This window comes from Lentzea roselyniae (genome assembly GCF_039537795.1).
In the GTDB taxonomy this organism is placed as follows: domain Bacteria; phylum Actinomycetota; class Actinomycetes; order Mycobacteriales; family Pseudonocardiaceae; genus Lentzea; species Lentzea atacamensis.
The window spans coordinates 81,633-96,925 of the sequence record NZ_BAABBE010000003.1 but is presented as its reverse complement, the minus strand read 5'-3'; the positions used below and the strand labels follow the sequence as shown (position 1 = coordinate 96,925).

The 15,293-nt window shown below is 70.0% G+C and carries 21 protein-coding genes and 1 pseudogene; 13 read left to right on the top strand and 9 right to left on the bottom strand.

What is annotated here, in order from left to right; all coding sequences use genetic code 11:
- Positions 1-23: 23 nt before the first annotated feature.
- From ABFX45_RS05825 to ABFX45_RS05815, 3 genes are all read right to left on the bottom strand, one after another.
- Positions 24-293 carry a hypothetical protein gene (locus ABFX45_RS05825; RefSeq protein WP_030471638.1) on the bottom strand — a complete coding sequence of 90 codons (270 nt, stop codon included), beginning with the start codon at positions 291-293 and terminating at the stop codon, positions 24-26.
- Complete coding sequence (locus tag ABFX45_RS05820; protein WP_109641676.1) at positions 290-694, bottom strand: DUF948 domain-containing protein; 405 nt, start codon at positions 692-694, stop codon at positions 290-292. Before ABFX45_RS05820 ends, ABFX45_RS05825 begins: the two co-directional genes overlap by 4 nt.
- Positions 695-799: 105 nt before the next feature.
- Positions 800-1,297, bottom strand: a complete 498-nt coding sequence (locus ABFX45_RS05815) for a DinB family protein (protein ID WP_346128176.1) — start codon at positions 1,295-1,297, stop codon at positions 800-802.
- A 152-nt stretch (positions 1,298-1,449) separates the two neighbouring features.
- On the opposite strand from ABFX45_RS05815, the gene ABFX45_RS05810 reads away from it, so the two are divergent.
- Positions 1,450-2,028: a GNAT family N-acetyltransferase gene (locus ABFX45_RS05810; RefSeq protein WP_346128174.1), complete on the top strand. Its 579-nt coding sequence runs from the start codon at positions 1,450-1,452 to the stop codon at positions 2,026-2,028.
- Between the two features lie 153 nt (positions 2,029-2,181).
- On the opposite strand, the gene ABFX45_RS05805 is transcribed toward ABFX45_RS05810, so the two are convergent.
- Both ABFX45_RS05805 and ABFX45_RS05800 read right to left on the bottom strand, forming a co-directional pair.
- A complete protein-coding gene (locus ABFX45_RS05805) occupies positions 2,182-2,817 on the bottom strand; it encodes a maleylpyruvate isomerase N-terminal domain-containing protein (protein ID WP_346128172.1) in 636 nt (211 codons plus the stop codon).
- A gap of 171 nt (positions 2,818-2,988) precedes the next feature.
- Positions 2,989-3,375 (bottom strand): RidA family protein, encoded by a 387-nt coding sequence (locus ABFX45_RS05800; RefSeq protein WP_346128170.1) that lies wholly within the window; start codon positions 3,373-3,375, stop codon positions 2,989-2,991.
- Positions 3,376-3,539: 164 nt separating this feature from the next.
- On the opposite strand from ABFX45_RS05800, the pseudogene ABFX45_RS46335 reads away from it, so the two are divergent.
- Positions 3,540-3,584: pseudogene (locus ABFX45_RS46335) on the top strand (hypothetical protein); the annotation flags it as partial.
- A 123-nt stretch (positions 3,585-3,707) separates the two neighbouring features.
- On the opposite strand, the gene ABFX45_RS05795 reads toward ABFX45_RS46335, so the two are convergent.
- Positions 3,708-5,057 (bottom strand): replication-associated recombination protein A, encoded by a 1,350-nt coding sequence (locus tag ABFX45_RS05795; RefSeq protein WP_109641680.1) that lies wholly within the window; start codon positions 5,055-5,057, stop codon positions 3,708-3,710.
- Positions 5,058-5,260: 203 nt separating this feature from the next.
- Between ABFX45_RS05795 and ABFX45_RS05790 the strand changes: the two genes are divergently transcribed.
- The 3 genes from ABFX45_RS05790 to ABFX45_RS05780 are packed head-to-tail and all read left to right on the top strand — an operon-like array spanning position 5,261 to position 6,880.
- Positions 5,261-5,845, top strand: a complete 585-nt coding sequence (locus ABFX45_RS05790; RefSeq protein ID WP_233440220.1) for a uridine kinase family protein — start codon at positions 5,261-5,263, stop codon at positions 5,843-5,845.
- Between the two features lie 55 nt (positions 5,846-5,900).
- On the top strand, positions 5,901-6,140 hold the full coding sequence (locus tag ABFX45_RS05785) for a hypothetical protein (RefSeq protein ID WP_346128167.1): 240 nt from the start codon (positions 5,901-5,903) through the stop codon (positions 6,138-6,140).
- Between the two features lie 5 nt (positions 6,141-6,145).
- Positions 6,146-6,880 (top strand): ATP-binding protein, encoded by a 735-nt coding sequence (locus ABFX45_RS05780; RefSeq protein ID WP_346128165.1) that lies wholly within the window; start codon positions 6,146-6,148, stop codon positions 6,878-6,880.
- 1 nt (position 6,881) lies between these two features.
- Here the strand turns inward: ABFX45_RS05780 and ABFX45_RS05775 are convergent, their stop codons facing one another.
- On the bottom strand, positions 6,882-7,307 hold the full coding sequence (locus ABFX45_RS05775; RefSeq protein ID WP_170155331.1) for an anti-sigma factor antagonist: 426 nt from the start codon (positions 7,305-7,307) through the stop codon (positions 6,882-6,884).
- Between the two features lie 91 nt (positions 7,308-7,398).
- On the opposite strand from ABFX45_RS05775, the gene ABFX45_RS05770 reads away from it, so the two are divergent.
- The 7 genes from ABFX45_RS05770 (at position 7,399) to ABFX45_RS05740 (ending at position 13,348) form a co-directional block, all read left to right on the top strand.
- Complete coding sequence (locus ABFX45_RS05770) at positions 7,399-8,400, top strand: DUF7847 domain-containing protein (protein ID WP_346128162.1); 1,002 nt, start codon at positions 7,399-7,401, stop codon at positions 8,398-8,400.
- Positions 8,387-8,986 (top strand): DUF4129 domain-containing protein, encoded by a 600-nt coding sequence (locus ABFX45_RS05765; protein ID WP_346128160.1) that lies wholly within the window; start codon positions 8,387-8,389, stop codon positions 8,984-8,986. The genes ABFX45_RS05770 and ABFX45_RS05765 overlap by 14 nt, the downstream gene beginning before the upstream one ends.
- On the top strand, positions 8,983-10,014 hold the full coding sequence (locus ABFX45_RS05760; RefSeq protein WP_346128158.1) for a DUF4350 domain-containing protein: 1,032 nt from the start codon (positions 8,983-8,985) through the stop codon (positions 10,012-10,014). Before ABFX45_RS05765 ends, ABFX45_RS05760 begins: the two co-directional genes overlap by 4 nt.
- A complete protein-coding gene (locus ABFX45_RS05755; RefSeq protein WP_109641687.1) occupies positions 10,011-10,967 on the top strand; it encodes an AAA family ATPase in 957 nt (318 codons plus the stop codon). The genes ABFX45_RS05760 and ABFX45_RS05755 overlap by 4 nt, the downstream gene beginning before the upstream one ends.
- A 1-nt stretch (position 10,968) precedes the next feature.
- Positions 10,969-12,258: a DUF58 domain-containing protein gene (locus ABFX45_RS05750; RefSeq protein WP_346128155.1), complete on the top strand. Its 1,290-nt coding sequence runs from the start codon at positions 10,969-10,971 to the stop codon at positions 12,256-12,258.
- Between the two features lie 113 nt (positions 12,259-12,371).
- Positions 12,372-13,178 (top strand): helix-turn-helix domain-containing protein, encoded by an 807-nt coding sequence (locus ABFX45_RS05745; RefSeq protein ID WP_346128153.1) that lies wholly within the window; start codon positions 12,372-12,374, stop codon positions 13,176-13,178.
- Between the two features lie 14 nt (positions 13,179-13,192).
- Entirely contained in the window at positions 13,193-13,348 is a 156-nt protein-coding gene (locus tag ABFX45_RS05740) for a DUF397 domain-containing protein (RefSeq protein WP_346128151.1), read from the top strand.
- Here ABFX45_RS05740 and ABFX45_RS05735 read toward each other — a convergent pair.
- Positions 13,345-14,352 carry a stage II sporulation protein M gene (locus ABFX45_RS05735; protein ID WP_109641691.1) on the bottom strand — a complete coding sequence of 336 codons (1,008 nt, stop codon included), beginning with the start codon at positions 14,350-14,352 and terminating at the stop codon, positions 13,345-13,347. The genes ABFX45_RS05740 and ABFX45_RS05735 overlap by 4 nt on opposite strands.
- A gap of 19 nt (positions 14,353-14,371) precedes the next feature.
- Here ABFX45_RS05735 and ABFX45_RS05730 point away from each other — a divergent pair, with 19 nt between their 5' ends.
- Positions 14,372-15,100, top strand: coding sequence for an RDD family protein (locus ABFX45_RS05730; protein WP_346128149.1), 729 nt, complete (start codon positions 14,372-14,374; stop codon positions 15,098-15,100).
- A 9-nt stretch (positions 15,101-15,109) separates the two neighbouring features.
- Here the strand turns inward: ABFX45_RS05730 and ABFX45_RS05725 are convergent, their stop codons facing one another.
- Positions 15,110-15,250: a hypothetical protein gene (locus ABFX45_RS05725; protein ID WP_170166650.1), complete on the bottom strand. Its 141-nt coding sequence runs from the start codon at positions 15,248-15,250 to the stop codon at positions 15,110-15,112.
- Between the last annotated feature and the right edge of the window lie 43 nt (positions 15,251-15,293).

Sequence of the window (15,293 nt, the reverse complement as noted above, 5' to 3'; positions counted from 1 at the left end):
GCATGCAGCCGAGGCGAACGGTGCTAGTGCTTTCCGTTCGCCCTGGGCGCTCGACGCCCCGGCGTGAAGCCCGTCTGACGTTCCACGGTCTCCTGCAACTCCTGTTCCCGCTCGGCCATGCCCGCGCGCACCTCGGCCCCGAAGGAACCGATGGCGCCGGCGAGCTCACGCAGGCCTTCACCCACGTTAGCGCCGATACCGGCGGGAGTCGCCTGCTTTGTGACCTCGGCGGCCTTCTTCGCGACGAAGAGACCGGCGGCGGCGCCCAGCCCGAACCAGAAGAGACGGCTCATTTCGCACCTCGCCTCGGACGGCGCTTGCTGTGCTTGTTCGGCTGCTCGGCGGCCTTGCGGCGGGCCTTCACGGCCTTGCTCACGCCGTAGGACAGCGCGGCGGCCTTGACCAGCGGCCCGCCGAGCGTGGCGGTGAAGAGGCTGGTGAGCGCGGAGACGTTGCCGGTGACGGCGCGCGCGTTGGCCGTGATGCCGTCGACGCGCTCCAGCTGCGTGTTCACGTGCGTCAGCGTCGTGTTGGCGCCGGCGAACAACGGATCGCTGCCGTCAGCCGCCTTCTCCATCGCGATCGCGGCCTTGTCGAAGAACCGCGCTGCCTTGATCCCCACGATCAGCACCACGAGCGCGACCAGCACGAACGCTCCGGCGCCGACCCACGCGGCGATCTCCCCTGGCGACACGGATCCTCCTGGTGACCGGCGTTGTGGCTTGATTGCCGGTGAGATTACCGGGTGGGTCCGACACCCAAATGAGCGGCACGGCAGTTGATCATCAGTAGTTGATCTTCAGCGGCCGGTCCCGCCGTCGAGCTGCTCCCGGATGATGTCCGCGTGGCCCGCGTGCCGGGCGGTCTCGGTGGTCATGTGGGCGAGGATCCAGCGCAGCGAGTGCCGCACGCCGTCCGGAAGCGGGATCGCCATCGGCGCCTCGGGATCACCGGCGGCCTCGATGGCCCGGTCGCTGTCCGCGGCGGCCGCGAGATAGTCCGCGATCACCTCGCCCGAGCTCATCCCCGCGGGCACCGCCATGTCCAGCTCGTCCTCTTCCGACCAGTGGGCGCCACCGAGGTGGTGGTCGAACCAGAAGCGCTCGGCCTCCATGAGGTGCTGAATCAGCCCCAGGATCGACGTGCCGCTGTCCACCATCGGCCTGCGCAGCTGGTCCTCGGTCAGCCCTTCCGCCTTCTTGAGCACGCAGTGGCGCTGGAACTTCAGAAAGGCGTGCGCGACGTCGAGCTCACCCGTGTCGACGCGCGGCACCGGTTCGCGCTGAGTCTCGGCCATGACACGAACCTACGCCGCGGGCCAAACGAATTCGGGCCGCTTCATTGACTCGGCAGGTCACCGCCTGTGAAATACCCGTCACACAGGGCTTGACGCCGGCACGCCCGCACAGTGAAGTAAGGCAACCCTTAGTGGACCGTGCAGGAGGCCACGTGAAGCCGGTGTCGCACCTGGACTCCTACCGCAGGCACGCCACCGCGGGCGCCCCGCCGATCCCGGTGCTCACGGACCCGTGGGAGGCGCGCGTCGCCCGCTCGGACGGCTACGACCTGCACCTCGTCCACCGCTGGAACCAGGCACCGCACGTGGCGGCGTTCTCGCGGCGCGCCTGGTCGTTGCCCCGGTGGGAGGAACGGCTGCGGACGCATCTGGAGGGCGACGACGTCCGCCCGTTGCTGATCAGCTGGCACGGGCGCCCGGTGATCTACGCGGAGGTCTACCGCGCGGCACGGGACGCCGTCGCCGAGTGCTACCAGGCCCGGCCGCACGACCTCGGCCTGCACCTGGCCGTCGGCGAGCTGGCGATGACCGACCGCGGGCTGGTGCGGTCGCTGCTCCCCCGGCTCACCGACGCGCTGTTCGAGGCCGACTCGCACTGCACGCGGATCGTGCTTGAACCGGACGTGCGCAACAAGCGGGCCATCAGGTCGTTCGAGGCCGGCGGGTTCATGGCCGCTGACGAGGTCATGCTGCCGAACAAGCTGGCCCTGCTGATGGTGTGCCTGCGCTAGTGGTGTGGAACGTTGCCGGGGGAATTCGCGGTCAGACGGGTGCATCGTGGTGCAGCCCCGCGTCCTCGTACTGGGTGTACGGGGGCTCGGGGGCGGTGCCGCGAGGTGCCCTGCTGAGCGTGAATCACCTCGCCAACGGTCCGGGACGCGCCACTAGAACGCGGTGATGTCCTGCGGTGCGCGCTCTTTGCGGCTGAACGCCCGCACGAGGTCCACGGCCCTGTGGCGGTTGAGCGACATGCGGGTCAGCAGGTCGATCACGGTCTCGTTGACGTGGCGCGGGAACTCCGGGGTGTCGAGGCCGACGCTCACCGCGAGGTCGTCGGAGTGCACGACGAACTCCATCAGCCGGCTCACGAGGTAGTCGTCGAGCGGCACCGCCCACGGGCCCCAGTGCGGCATGCGGACCGGGCGGTTGTCCTGGCCCGGCAACGTCTTCGCGAGCTCGCCGAGCGTCTGCTCGAACCGGTCGCAGAGCGCGTCCCGGCCCTCCGCCGCGATCTTCTCGCCGCCCGCGCGGATGCGGGTGTGGAACTCCGAGTCGACTTCCAGCTCGGTCCAGTTCGCTCGCGCGTAGTGCTCCATCAACGAGACCACCGGCTCGTCGCCGACCGGTGAGGAGATCATCGACGGGAGCGGCAGGGCCTGGTAGCCGATGTGGCCGACGAGGCCGCTGACGCCGAACTCGGGCAGGGCGCTCGGCTTGTCCCAGTTCTCGCCGACCTGCTGGTGGCGCATGAGCTCCAGCGCGATGCGGGCGGTGGCGAGGAAGTCGTCTTTGATCGTCACTTCGCCGAACCTACGCGAATTTTGGCTGGAGCAAAGGGAATTGCGGCGTCGCTCAAGTCCTCGTCGTCCTCGGGACGGCGAGGTGGCTGCGGCGGACGGGAAACCAGAATCATCGTTGCCCCCGGTGGTCGTGCGGTCACTCAACGCGATCGTCAGCGTACTCGGCGCAGGTCAGCCGGCGGCGACCACCTCGATCTCGACCAGCCAGTCCCTGACGAGGGTGGTGGCGACGATCGCGGTGGTCGGCACGGGCCTGCCGCCGAGCGCCCGCACGCGTGCGGCGGCGTTGGCCTCCGCGTACGACGCGTCACGCAGGTAGCTGGTGAGGCGGACGATGTTGTCGACCGTCATGCCCGCCGAGGCGAGGATCGTGCGGATGTTGGACCAGATCAGGTCGAGCTGCTCGGCGAGGCCGGCGCCGGGCTTCCCGGACGGGTCGAGCCCCATGGTGCCCGCGACGAACAGCAACCGTTCGGCACCACGGACTTCCATGGCGTGCACGTAGTCGTCGGTGGCCGGGTAGACGCCGTCGGCGGGGTTGTGCGGCACGAGTTCCATGTGGTGATCATGCGACATGACCTCAACCGAAATACGGGACGCGGTGCCCCGGCGACATCGTGGCGATACGCACCCGTAAGCAGCTCCGCTTCCGGACGGCCACGCAGATCACCAGGGCGTGACCAGGGGCCTGGCGGTCTCACGGAGGCACAGGGCAGGACGTCATCTACGAGCTGTACCTGCACCCGGACTTCCGCGGCCGCGGAATCGGACCGCGCCTGATCGACGCCCTCATCGCGCAGATGGACATCGACAAGGTCCACATCGAACAGTTCGCCGCCAGCGTGCGCGAGGGCGTTCTACGAGCGCGAAGGCTCCGCGGTCGAGAGCCGTCACTCGCCCCTGATCACCCGGCGCAACCGGGGCAGCCGCTCGGCCACCGCGCGTTCGGCACCGCGGCCCGTCGGCTCGTAGTAGTCGCGGCCCACCAGGTCGTCCGGCGCGTACTGCTGCGTCAGCACGCCCTCCGGCACGTCGTGCGGGTAGCGATATCCCTGCGCGTTCCCCAGTTTCGCCGCACCCGCGTAGTGCCCGTCGCGCAGATGTGGTGGCACCGCGCCGATAGCACCCTTGCGCACATCCGACATGGCGGCGTTGATGGCAGTGGTGACCGCGTTCGACTTCGGTGCGGTCGCCAGGTGGATCGTGGCCTGCGCGAGGTTCAGCGCGCACTCGGGCAACCCGATGAGCTGCACGGCCTGGGCGGCCGCGACGCACGTCTGCAACGCGGTCGGGTCCGCCATGCCGACGTCCTCGCTCGCGTGGATCACCAGCCGCCGCGCGATGAACCGCGGGTCCTCCCCCGCCTCGATCATGCGGGCCAGGTAGTGCAGGGCGGCGTCCACGTCCGAGCCGCGGATCGACTTGATGAAGGCCGACGTGACGTCGTAGTGCTGGTCGCCGTCGCGGTCGTAGCGCACCGCCGCCTTGTCCACGGTGGACTCCAGCAGCTCCAGCGTGATCACGCCGTTGTTCGACGCCGCCGCCGAGTCCGCCGCGGCTTCCAGCGCCGTCAGCGAACGACGCGCGTCCCCGCCCGCGAGCCGCACCAGGTGGTCCTCGGCGTCCGGCTCCACCACCACCGAGCCGCCCAGCCCGCGTTCGTCCGACACCGCGCGGCGGATCACCGCGCGCACGTGGTCGTCGGTCAACGACTTGAGCTGCAGCACCAGCGAACGCGACAGCAACGGCGACACCACGGAGAAGAACGGATTCTCGGTGGTGGCCGCGACGAGCAGCACGATCCGGTCCTCGACCGCGCCCAGCAACGCGTCCTGCTGGGTCTTGGAGAACCGGTGCACCTCGTCGATGAACAGCACGGTGGACTCACCGGACCGCACGAGCCGCCGCCGGGCCTCGTCGATGACGGCCCGCACCTCCTTGACGCCCGCCGACAGCGCGGACAGGGCCACGAACCGGCGCCCGGTCGCCTTCGACACCAGCGTCGCGAGCGTCGTCTTGCCCGTGCCGGGAGGCCCGTAGAGCATCACGGACGCCGGCGTGGCGCCCTCCACCAGGCGGCGCAGCGGCGCGCCGGGGCCGAGCAGGTGGTCCTGGCCGACGACCTCGTCCAATGTGGCCGGACGCATCCGCACGGCCAGCGGGGCGTTGGCCGCGATGCGCTCGGCCTTCTCCTCGTCGGTCGCACCGAAGAGGCCCTCGTCGAACAGACCTTCGCTCATGCGTTCGAGCGTAGCGCCTGCTTCGCGGGTCCATGTTCGCGACAGCGGGGGCTGAGGCGGCCCCCTGGGGCACGGGCGGCGGACCCGAATACAACACCGGTATGCGGGTCGGCCGCCCGCACCGCCAGGAACCACCTCGGCCGCGGCTCTCATCGAACGAGACCCGCGAAGCAGGCGCTGGTCATGTGCGAAGATTGCGTTCCGTGCCCATCCCCAGAGCCGTGCTGCTCGCCGGACCCTCCGGCTCAGGCAAGTCGACACTCGCCGCCCACCTCGGCTGGCCCGTGCTGCGCCTGGACGACTTCTACCGCGACGGCGACGACCCGCTGCTGCCCCGCGACGACCACGGGCGCGCGGACTGGGACGCGATCGGCTCGTGGAACGCCGAGGCGGCGCTGAACGCCGTGATCGAGCTGTCGGACACCGGCAAGACCGAGGCGCCGGTGTACTCGATCAGCGAGGACCGCAGGGTCGGCACGCAGACGATCGAGCTGGGCGACGCGCCCGCGTTCATCGCGGAAGGCCTCTTCGCGGACCTTCTGGTCCAGGGCGCGAAAGAAGCAGGTGTGCTGAGGGACGCCGTCGTGCTCGCGCCGAGCGCGCCCGTCACGTTCGCGCGCAGGTTCGCCAGGGACGTCGCCGAGGCCCGCAAGCCGGTGCCGACGCTGGTCAGGCGCGGTCTGCGGCTGATGCGCGAGCAGCCGCAGGTGGTCCGCCGCTGCGTGGACGCCGGCATGCGGCGCACCACTCCGGCACGGGCGCGGCGGGAACTCGCCGGAAACGTGTAGGCCTCGAGCAGCGGGACTCGTGCCGCAACCACGCGTCGACCGTGAGGTGCGTGGAGTGCATCTGGACCTCCGCGTGGAGGTGCACGTGTCCACTGACGACGCCGGAGCCGGAACCGGCGACATCCGCCGCATCGGCATCAAGACCACGCTCACCTGCCCGGACTGCGCGGGCTCGCTCGTCGAGCTGCCGGTCGGCGGCGGCGTGTACCGGTGCCTGGCCGGAGGCGCCGGCGGCGCCGGTGTGCTGCGGAAGTACCTGCCGCACGGAGGTCTGCGGCAGGAAACGGGCAGGTGACGGCGATGAGGATCGAGACGACCGACATGGCGGGCGTCGTGGTGGCGACTCCGTGCGGACGACTCGACCTCTCTGGATATCCGTCGTTGCGGGACGGCCTGCTCAAGCTGGCGGCGGCGTCGCCGGCCGCGCTGGTCGTGCGGCTCGGAACGGGCTTCGAGGTGGCGAGTACAGCGATGCTCGCTGTGTTCAGCACCGTCAGGATGCAGATCTCGAGGTGGCCGGACATCCCGCTGATCGTCGCCGCGGAGACCGATGTGCACCGGCGACAGCTGGCGCGCAGCGGTGTGGCGAGGTTCGTGTCCACCGTGCCTGATGTGGCGTCGGCGCTGGATGTCGCGGCGGAACCACCGCCACGCCGGCTCCACCGCGTGCCGCTGCCCAACTCGCCGACGGCGCCGATGATCGCGCGCGAGTTCGTGCGCGACGTGTGCGAGCAATGGCAGCTGCCCGCGCTGCGGAACGACGCGCTGCTCGTGGTCAGTGAACTGGTCGAGAACGCGGTGCGGCACGCACGCTCGGAACCCGATCTGCAGGTTGAACTGCGTCCTTGCACACTGTCCATCGCCGTGCGCGACGACGACCCGACACCTGCGGTGCAGACCGAGGCGCTGCCGGACGTGGGTGGGCACCGAGGGCTGGAGCTGGTCGACCGGCTCAGCCTGCGCTGGGGCAACACGCCATCATCCGATGGGGGCAAGATCGTGTGGGCGGTCCTCGCGCGCTGGCCGGGCGAGTAGTTCAGCGCCGCGAGCGACGGCCGGACGAGGGCTTCGACACCAGTTCGCCAGACGTCGAACATCTTGGGTGTGGTCGAGGGCGATCCGATGAAGCGTTGGCGGTACTCGCAGACGCCCAAACCGGCACCACCGGGCCGCTGACCTCCAGCGTCCGCAGCACGATCCGCGAGCACTCGCCGAGGACGAGGTCGACGCCGCGGCGCTCGCACTCCGCGCGCACCGCGAGCAGCACGGCCATCCCGGCGGAGCCGAAGTACGCCACGTCGGCCAGCTCGACCATCAGCACCGCGTGGGTCCGGGCCAGCTGGTCGCGCAGGAACTCCTCGAACGCCGCGGCCGTCACGAGATCGATCTCCCCGGCCACGCGCACGACCGTGGAGACGCCGACGTGATCGGCCTCCAGGACGACCGGCAGCGGTTCGTTCACGAAACGCATTCTATTCGTGTCCAGGTTCCCCGGTGACCTGCGTTCACGTCTGGCAGGATGCCGATCACACTCACTACCGGGGGTAGCCGCGATGACCGAAACGCCCGGCTGGTCCTCACCCGACCAGCAACCGAACCAGCCGCAGCAGCCGCCGCAGCCGCCTCCTGGGCAGCCTCAGCCGGGCTACTACGCGCCGCCGCCACCCGGAGCGCAGCCGACGATCAAGCCGGGCGTGATCCCGCTGCGCCCGCTGGCCGTCGGCGAGATCGTCGACGGCGCCATCACGACGATGCGCCGGTACCCGAAGCTGATCATCGGCGCGGCCGCGGTCGTCGCGGCGATCACGCAGATCGTCGGCCTGCTGGTGCAGCTGCCGTTCCTGGACGACCTCACCGCCGTGGCGACGCTCGACCCGAACACGGTGACCCAGGAACAGGCGGTCGACCAGGTCACCGGCGCCCTCGCCGGCTTCCTCACCGGCACGCTGCTCAGCGTCGTGCTGCTGCTGTTCGGCACGGTGTTCCTGTCCGGCTTCATCACCGTGATCGTCGGCCACGCGGTGCTGGGCCGGCAGGTGACGTTCGCGCAGGCATGGGAGGAGTTCAAGCCGCGGCTGCTGCCGTTGCTCGGCGCGACCCTGCTGTCCGGTCTCGTGATCACCGTCGGCCTGATCCTCTGCGTCGTGCCCGGCATCTGGCTGTGGGTGCTGTTCGCGCTCGTCACGCCCGCGCTGGTGCTGGAGCGCTGCGGTGTCGGCACGGCGTTCGGCCGTTCGAAGAACCTCGTCAAGGGCGCATGGTGGCGCACGTTCGGCATCCTGCTGCTCACCGTGGTGATCAGCTGGGTGATCAGCTGGATCATCAGCCTCCCGTTCGGCCTGCTGGGCGCGGCGACCACCGGCTTCAGCGGCGACCCGACGGCGGCGCTGAGCGCGGGCTCGCTGGTCCTGTCGACGATCGGCGCGATCATCGCGTCGACGATCACGCTGCCGTTCAGCTCCGCGGTGACCGTGCTGCTCTACGTCGACCGCCGGATGCGCGCGGAGGGCATGGACATCGAACTCCAGCGGGCCGCGGGACATGGCGGTATCTGACGTACCGGTAGATCTCGACCGCGACGAGGCCCGCGAGGCGGCCGTACGGGAGCTGAGCGACCCCGCGTACGTCTCGGACGACCCGAACCCGCTGGAACGCGCCCTCGACTGGGTGCTGGACCGGCTGGGCGAGCTGCTCGCCGGTGCGGCGGGCATGAACGGGATCACCGCGATCACGATCATCGTCGTGGCCGTGGTGATCATCGTGATCGTGATCAGGCTCCGGGCCGGCCGCACCACCCGCTCCGGGCGGACGCGTGGTGGTGAGGTGTTCGACGCCGTGCTGACCGCGGCCGAGCACCGTGCCGCCGCCGACCGTGCCGCGGCGGCGGGGAACCTGGCCGAGGCCGTGCGCGAGCGTTTCCGCGCTGTGGTGCGGGAACTGGAGCAACGCGGCGTGCTCGACCCGCGGGCCGGCCGCACGGTCGACGAGGTGGCGGTCGAGGCCGGGAGGGCTCTTCCTGTGCTCGCGGACGACCTGCGCGGCGCGGCCGTGCAGTTCGACGACGTCTGGTACGGCGGCAGGCCCGCCACCGAGCAGGGGTACCGGCAGCTGGTCTCCGTCGACGACAGGGTGCGCGGATGACAGCGGTCTCCCCCGACGCCGGGCGGATCTGGACCGCCGCGCGCGGGCCCGTGCTGATCGGCGTGATCATCCTGTTCGCGGCTGTCGTGATCACGTTGCTGCGCGGCGGCGGTGAGGGCGGTTCGCTCGACCCGCGCTCGTACCGGCCGGAGGGCAGTCACGCGGTCGCCGCACTGCTGGAGCAGAACGGTGTCCGCGTCGAGCTGACCGACAACGTGTCCTCTGTGGAGGGTGCGACGCTGTTCGTCACGCACCCGGACCTCATCGACCCCGAACGACTGTCGGAGCTGAGCCGCCGGGCCGCCGCCACGGTGCTGCTCGCCCCGGCGACCGAGGTCGGCAAGGTGGAGGTCGAGACGCGGCAACCAGGCTGCCCGCTGGCGTCGAAGGCGGGGCCGGCGACCACCGGTGGGTTCGTGTACGAGGGCGAACAACGGTGCTACGACTCGACGTTGGTGCGCACCGGCACGGTCACGACGATCGGGTTCGGCGCGATCTTCACCAACCGCGACCTCGACGAGGAGGGCAACGCGGCACTCGCGCTCGCGTTGCTGGGCCAGCACGACCGGCTGGTCTGGTACCTGCCGTCGGCCGCGGACCGCTCGCAGCAGAAGTCGTTCACGGACCTGATCCCGGACGGCTGGAAGTTCGCCGCGTGGCAACTGGGGATCGCGGCAGTGGTGATCGCGCTGTGGCGGGCGCGCAGACTGGGCCGGGTGGTGCCGGAACGGCTGCCGGTGGTGGTGCGCGCGGCCGAGACCGTGGAGGGCAGGGCGCGGCTGTACCGGCGGTCGCACGCGTCCGCGCACGCCGCTTCGGTGCTGCGGCAGGCGGCCCGTGACCGGCTGACCCCGTTGCTGGGGTTGCCGCACGGTGAGGATCCCTCGGAGGAGATCGCCCGCAGGACATCGCGTTCCGCCGGTTCGGTGCGGACGCTGCTCTACGACGAAGTGCCGGTGGACGACCGGGGGCTGGTCGCGCTGGCTGACGAGCTCGATGCTCTGGAGAACGAGGTGCGCAGGGGATGACGGTCACCACAGAGGAAGCACGCACGGCGCTGGTGGCGTTGCGCACGGAGATCGGCAAGGCCGTGGTGGGCAACGACTCCGCCGTGACGTCGTTGATCCTCGCGTTGCTGTGCAAGGGACACGTCCTGCTGGAGGGTGTGCCTGGCGTCGCGAAGACGTTGCTGGTGCGGGCGATGGCCCGTGCGCTGGACCTGTCGACGACGCGTGTCCAGTTCACGCCGGACCTGATGCCGGGCGACCTGACCGGGTCGCTGGTCTACGACTCGCACAACGCGGCGTTCTCGTTCCGCGAGGGGCCGGTCTTCACGAACCTGCTGCTCGCCGACGAGATCAACCGCACGCCGCCGAAGACGCAGTCCGCGCTGCTGGAGGCGATGGAGGAGCGGCAGGTGTCGGCGGACGGCAGGACGCGGCCGCTGCCGTCGCCGTTCATCGTCGTCGCGACCCAGAACCCGGTGGAGTACGAGGGCACCTATCCGCTGCCGGAGGCGCAGCTGGACCGGTTCCTGCTGAAGGTGAACATGCCGATTCCGGAGCGCGACCACGAGATCGACGTGCTGACGCGGCACGCGTCCGGCTTCGACCCGCGCGATCTGTCGGGGCTGTCGCCGGTCGCGGGTGCCGCGCACCTGGAGGCGGGTTCGGCGGCCGTGCGCGCATTGACTGTGGCACCCGAGGTCATCGCCTACGTGGTCGACGTGTGCCGGGCGACGCGGCAGTCCCCCGCCGTCCGGCTGGGCGTTTCTCCGCGTGGCGCAACGGCTCTGCTGGCGGTGGCGCGGGCGTGGGCCTGGCTGTCCGGGCGCGACTACGTGACGCCGGACGACGTGAAGGCCCTGGCCCGCCCGGCTCTGCGGCACCGGCTGGAGCTGCGGCCGGAGGCCGAGCTGGAGGGCGTGACGTCGGACGGCGTGCTGGACGGCGTGCTCGGCGCGGTCCCGGTGCCGCGCTGACGTGGCGCTCACGGGCCGCGCGGGGTTGCTCGCGCTCATCGGTGTCCTCGTCGTCGGGCTGCTCTTGCCGTCGTGGCAGGGGATTCTCCTCGTGCTCGCCGTGTTGCTGGCGTGCGTTGCCTTCGACCTGGTGCTGGCGGCCGGGGTTCGGCGGCTGACCTTCGTTCGCGCTGGTGCTTCCTCGGTGCGGACGGGTGAGCTTTGTTCCGTGCAGCTGACGGTGCAGAACCCGGGGCGTCGGTTGCGAGGTGTTCTTCGTGACGCGTGGGCACCTTCTGCCGGTGTGGTCGCCGACCGCGTTCCTGTCGATGTGCCTGCGGGTGGCTCGCGGACGTTCTCCTTCGACCTCCGGCCCGTACGCCGAGGCGATCGCATTGCCGACCGTGTGACCGTGCGTTCTATCGGGCCGTTGGGGATCGCGGCGCGGCAGGGATCTCACGTCGTGCCGTGGACCGTGCGCGCGTTGCCGCCGTTCCACAGCCGCCGCCACTTGCCGCCGCTGCTGGAACGCTTGCGCGAGCTGGACGGCCGCCGGGCGTCGTTGATCCGTGGTGCCGGCACGGAGTTCGACTCGTTGCGGGCCTACGTGATCGGCGACGACGTCCGTTCGATCGACTGGCGCGCTTCGGCCCGGTCGTCGGACGTCGTGGTGCGGACGTGGCGACCCGAGCGCGACCGTCAGGTGACGATCGTGCTCGACACCGCCCGCACGGCGGCTGGACGCGTGGAAGGCGCCCTGGGTGGCGTGCCGCGGCTGGACGCGGCGATGGACGCGGCGTTGTTGTTGTCCGCCTTGGCGTCGCAGGCTCGTGACCAGGTGGACTTCCTGGCGTTCAGCCACAAGGTGCGTGCCTCGGTGCCGCGGGCCACGTTGCCCGTGCTGGTGCAGGCGATGGCTCCGCTGGAGGCGGAGCTGGTGGAGTTCGACGCGCGCGGTGTGGTCGCCGAGGTGCTGCGCCGGGCCGGGCGCCGGTCGTTGGTGGTGCTGCTGACCTCGCTGGAGCCGTCGATCGAACACGGGCTGCTGCCGTTGCTTCCCGCGCTGGCCTCGCGGCACCGGTTGCTGATCGCTTCGGTGTCCGACCCCGCCGTGCACGCAATGGCTGCCGGACGTGGGGACCTGGAGTCAGTTTACGCGGCTGCTGCTGCGGAACGGACATTGGCCGAACGACGCCATCTGACCGCTTTGCTTGCACGGCACGGTGTTGACGTTGTGGACGCACTGCCCGATGATTTGCCACGCGCTCTCGCGGATCACTACTTGTCGTTGAAGGCCGCGGGCAAACTCTGAACTTGTACCGACTCCAAAAAGTACTTCCTTCAGGGCTATTCGGGCGGAAACGATGGAGCGGAAGGCCTTGCTGCTCCTAGTTTCTTGCCATGCCACGACGAAACTCCAGCGTGGTGGGCCGGGAGTTCGGCATCGGCGTTCGTCACGCCATCGAACAGACCAAGATGACCCACCGCGAGATCGCCAGGATGCTCGACTGGGACGAGTCCAAGCTTTCCGACCTGGTCCGGGGCAAGGGCGGTGTCAGCGAGGCCGAGGTACTGCAGCTGCTCGCCTTCTGCCGGGTCCCGCCGACCGAGGTCCGCCGACTGCTCGCGCTGTTCCGTGAGACCCGCGAGACCGGGTATCTCCAGATTCCCGAGGACGGTGTCCCGGACCTGGTCCGCAGCCTGGTCGAGCAAGAGCGCCTCGCCAACGTGATCACGGTCTGGTCGATGAACCTCATCCCGGGCCGACTCCAGACCGCTGACTATATGCAGGCACTGCTCGCAGGTCTCGCCCGTTCAAAGGCTGTCAACTACGACGAAGTCATCGCTGCGAGGCTCGCTCGCCGCGAACTGTTTCACTGGAGCCGCGAGTTCGTGTTCTTCGTCCACGAACAGGCGCTGCGACTTCCCGTAGGTGGGCTTGACGTCATGAAGGACCAGTTGCTCCACCTTCTGGCCATGGCGCAGCGCTCGTACATCAGCTTGCGGATCGTGCCGATCGCCATCGGTGCACACGCCGGACTTGGCGGCTCGTTCATGCAGCTCAAGTACGAGAAGTTCGAGCCCGTGATCTACCTCGAAGGTGAGAAGTCCAGCCTCTTCCTCGAAGACAAGGCATCACTCACCACCTACACCGAGGTACTGAAGTTGCTCGACCGGCAAGCGCTGGATGAGGAACAATCGAAGGAGCTGATCAACAGCATCCTGATCTGAGGAGATGTTTCCGGATGTCGGTCTGGCGCAAGAGCAGCTACAGCCTGAACTCGAACGACTGTGTTGAAGTCGGTCGTCGCATCGGCATTCGGGACAGCAAGGCGCCAGCCTCCCACCTGCCGGTCTCCTCGGCGGCCTGGTCGGCGTTCCTGCGCAGCGTGAAGTCCTAGACGGCGACGGGGGCGACGTCCTCGCGTTCGCTCGCGTCCACGTCGCCCGTCTCCCCCTGCTGCGCGGCCCGCCGTCCGATCACGAACACGTACAGCAGGAACAGCACCTCGGCGACCACCCCGATGCCGACGCGCACCCACGTCGGCCACCCGGACGGTGTCACGAACCCCTCCAGCACGCCGGAGACGAGCAGCACCACGACGAGTCCGAGCGCCACCGCCACCACCGACCGTCCCTCGGCGGCCAGCGCGGCGGCGCGGGTGCGTTTGCCGGGGTCGATGACCTGCCAGCCCAGCCGCATGCCGATGCCCGCCGCGACGAACACCGCCGTCAGCTCCAGCAACCCGTGCGGCGCGAGCAGCCCGAGGAACAGCCCGCCCCGGCCGGCGCCGAACATCAGGCCGACGCCCACGGCGAGGTTCACCGCGTTGGTGAAGAGCAGGTAGACGGGTGGGATGGCGAACAGCACGCCCAGCAGCAGGCAGGCGGCGGAGACCCAGGCGTTGTTCGTCCACACCTTCGCGGCGAACGAACCGGCCGGGTCGCTGGAGTAGTAGGCCTCGTAGCCGCCGCCGACCCTGGTCATCTCGCGGAGATCCTCCGGCGCGGCGATGGTGGCCTGCACGTCGGGGTTCGTGGCGATCCAGGCCGCCATGATGCCCGTGACCAGGTAGAACACCACGCCTGCCGGCACCCACCAGCGCCAGCCGAGGTAGATCGCGGCGGGCAGCCGGTGCGTGAAGAAGCGGGTGACCAGGCGCCACGCGGGGGTGTGCGTGCCCGTCAGCGCCGACCGTGCCTGCGCGACCAGCGACGACAGGCGTTCGACGGTGGCCGGGTCCGGGGTCTGGCTGCGCACGACCGACAGGTGCGTCGTCACGCGCTGGTAGAGCTCGATCAGCTCGTCGGCCTCCGGGCCGCTGAGTCGGCCGGACCGCTTGACCAGCTGCTCGAGCCGCTCCCACGACGCGCGGTGGCGATCGATGAACACGTCCAGATCCACGATGAGTCACACTATCCGCGTGGGGGACCTCGTCACCGGTGAAGCCGTAGTTCTGGACCTGCGCGTCGCTCAGCTCGCGAGCAGGGCGGTCGCGTACGCGTTCGACGTGGCCGTGCAGTTCCTCTTGCTGCTCGGCGTGTACCTGATCGCGCCGATCGGGTTCGACGACGCTCTGCAGAGCGCGCTCGCGCTGAGCCTGACCGTCCTCGTGCTGGTCGGCTACCCGACGCTGGTGGAGTCGCTGACGCGCGGCCGTTCGGTGGGCAAGTTCGTGATGGGCCTGCGGGTCGTGCGCGACGACGGCGGCTCGATCCGGTTCCGGCACGCCCTGGTGCGCGCGCTGGGCGGGTTCTTCGTGGACTTCTGGATGCTCGGGCTCGGTGGCGCGATCGCCTTGTTCGTGTCGCTGTTCTCGCCGCAGGGCAAGCGGGTGGGCGACTACCTGGCGGGCACCCTGGTGATCCGCACGCGGATACCGCAGCAGGAAGTGGAGCTCGCCGACATGCCTCCGCAGCTCGCCGAGTGGGCGCGCGGGCTGGACCTGTCGCAGCTGTCCGACGAGCTGGTGCTCGCCGCGCGGCAGTACCTCAGCCGGTACCACGAGCTGGGCGAGCAGGCGCGGTGGGACCTGGGCGCGCGGCTGTCGGACGACGTCGGTGCCGCGATCCGCTCGCCCCGCGTCGAGTACACGCATCCGCATCCGTACCTGGCGGCGGTGCTGGCCGAACGGCGGCGCCGGGCCGGCTGAGCAACGCCGTCACACGTCGCAGGTCAGCTCGCCGGACCAGGCACGACGGCCTTCGTTGAGGGCGAAGAGCGCGATGAACAGTCCCGCCACCGCGTCCAGCCAGGTCCAGCCGAGCAGGGCGTAGGCCACCAGGCCGAGGAACGTGGTCACGCTCAGCCAGACGCACAGCCGCGTCTCGGCCGCGTCGACGTAC

Excerpts from the sequence above, each read along its gene's own strand:
- ABFX45_RS05825 (WP_030471638.1), bottom strand. The coding sequence starts at position 293 with ATGAGCCGTCTCTTCTGGTTCGGGCTGGGCGCCGCCGCCGGTCTCTTC.
- ABFX45_RS05815 (WP_346128176.1), bottom strand. The coding sequence starts at position 1,297 with ATGGCCGAGACTCAGCGCGAACCGGTGCCGCGCGTCGACACGGGTGAG.
- ABFX45_RS05800 (WP_346128170.1), bottom strand. The coding sequence starts at position 3,375 with ATGGAACTCGTGCCGCACAACCCCGCCGACGGCGTCTACCCGGCCACC.
- ABFX45_RS05795 (WP_109641680.1), bottom strand. The coding sequence starts at position 5,057 with ATGAGCGAAGGTCTGTTCGACGAGGGCCTCTTCGGTGCGACCGACGAG.
- ABFX45_RS05780 (WP_346128165.1), top strand. The coding sequence starts at position 6,146 with ATGAGGATCGAGACGACCGACATGGCGGGCGTCGTGGTGGCGACTCCG.
- ABFX45_RS05770 (WP_346128162.1), top strand. The coding sequence starts at position 7,399 with ATGACCGAAACGCCCGGCTGGTCCTCACCCGACCAGCAACCGAACCAG.
- ABFX45_RS05765 (WP_346128160.1), top strand. The coding sequence starts at position 8,387 with ATGGCGGTATCTGACGTACCGGTAGATCTCGACCGCGACGAGGCCCGC.
- ABFX45_RS05760 (WP_346128158.1), top strand. The coding sequence starts at position 8,983 with ATGACAGCGGTCTCCCCCGACGCCGGGCGGATCTGGACCGCCGCGCGC.
- ABFX45_RS05755 (WP_109641687.1), top strand. The coding sequence starts at position 10,011 with ATGACGGTCACCACAGAGGAAGCACGCACGGCGCTGGTGGCGTTGCGC.
- ABFX45_RS05740 (WP_346128151.1), top strand. The coding sequence starts at position 13,193 with ATGTCGGTCTGGCGCAAGAGCAGCTACAGCCTGAACTCGAACGACTGT.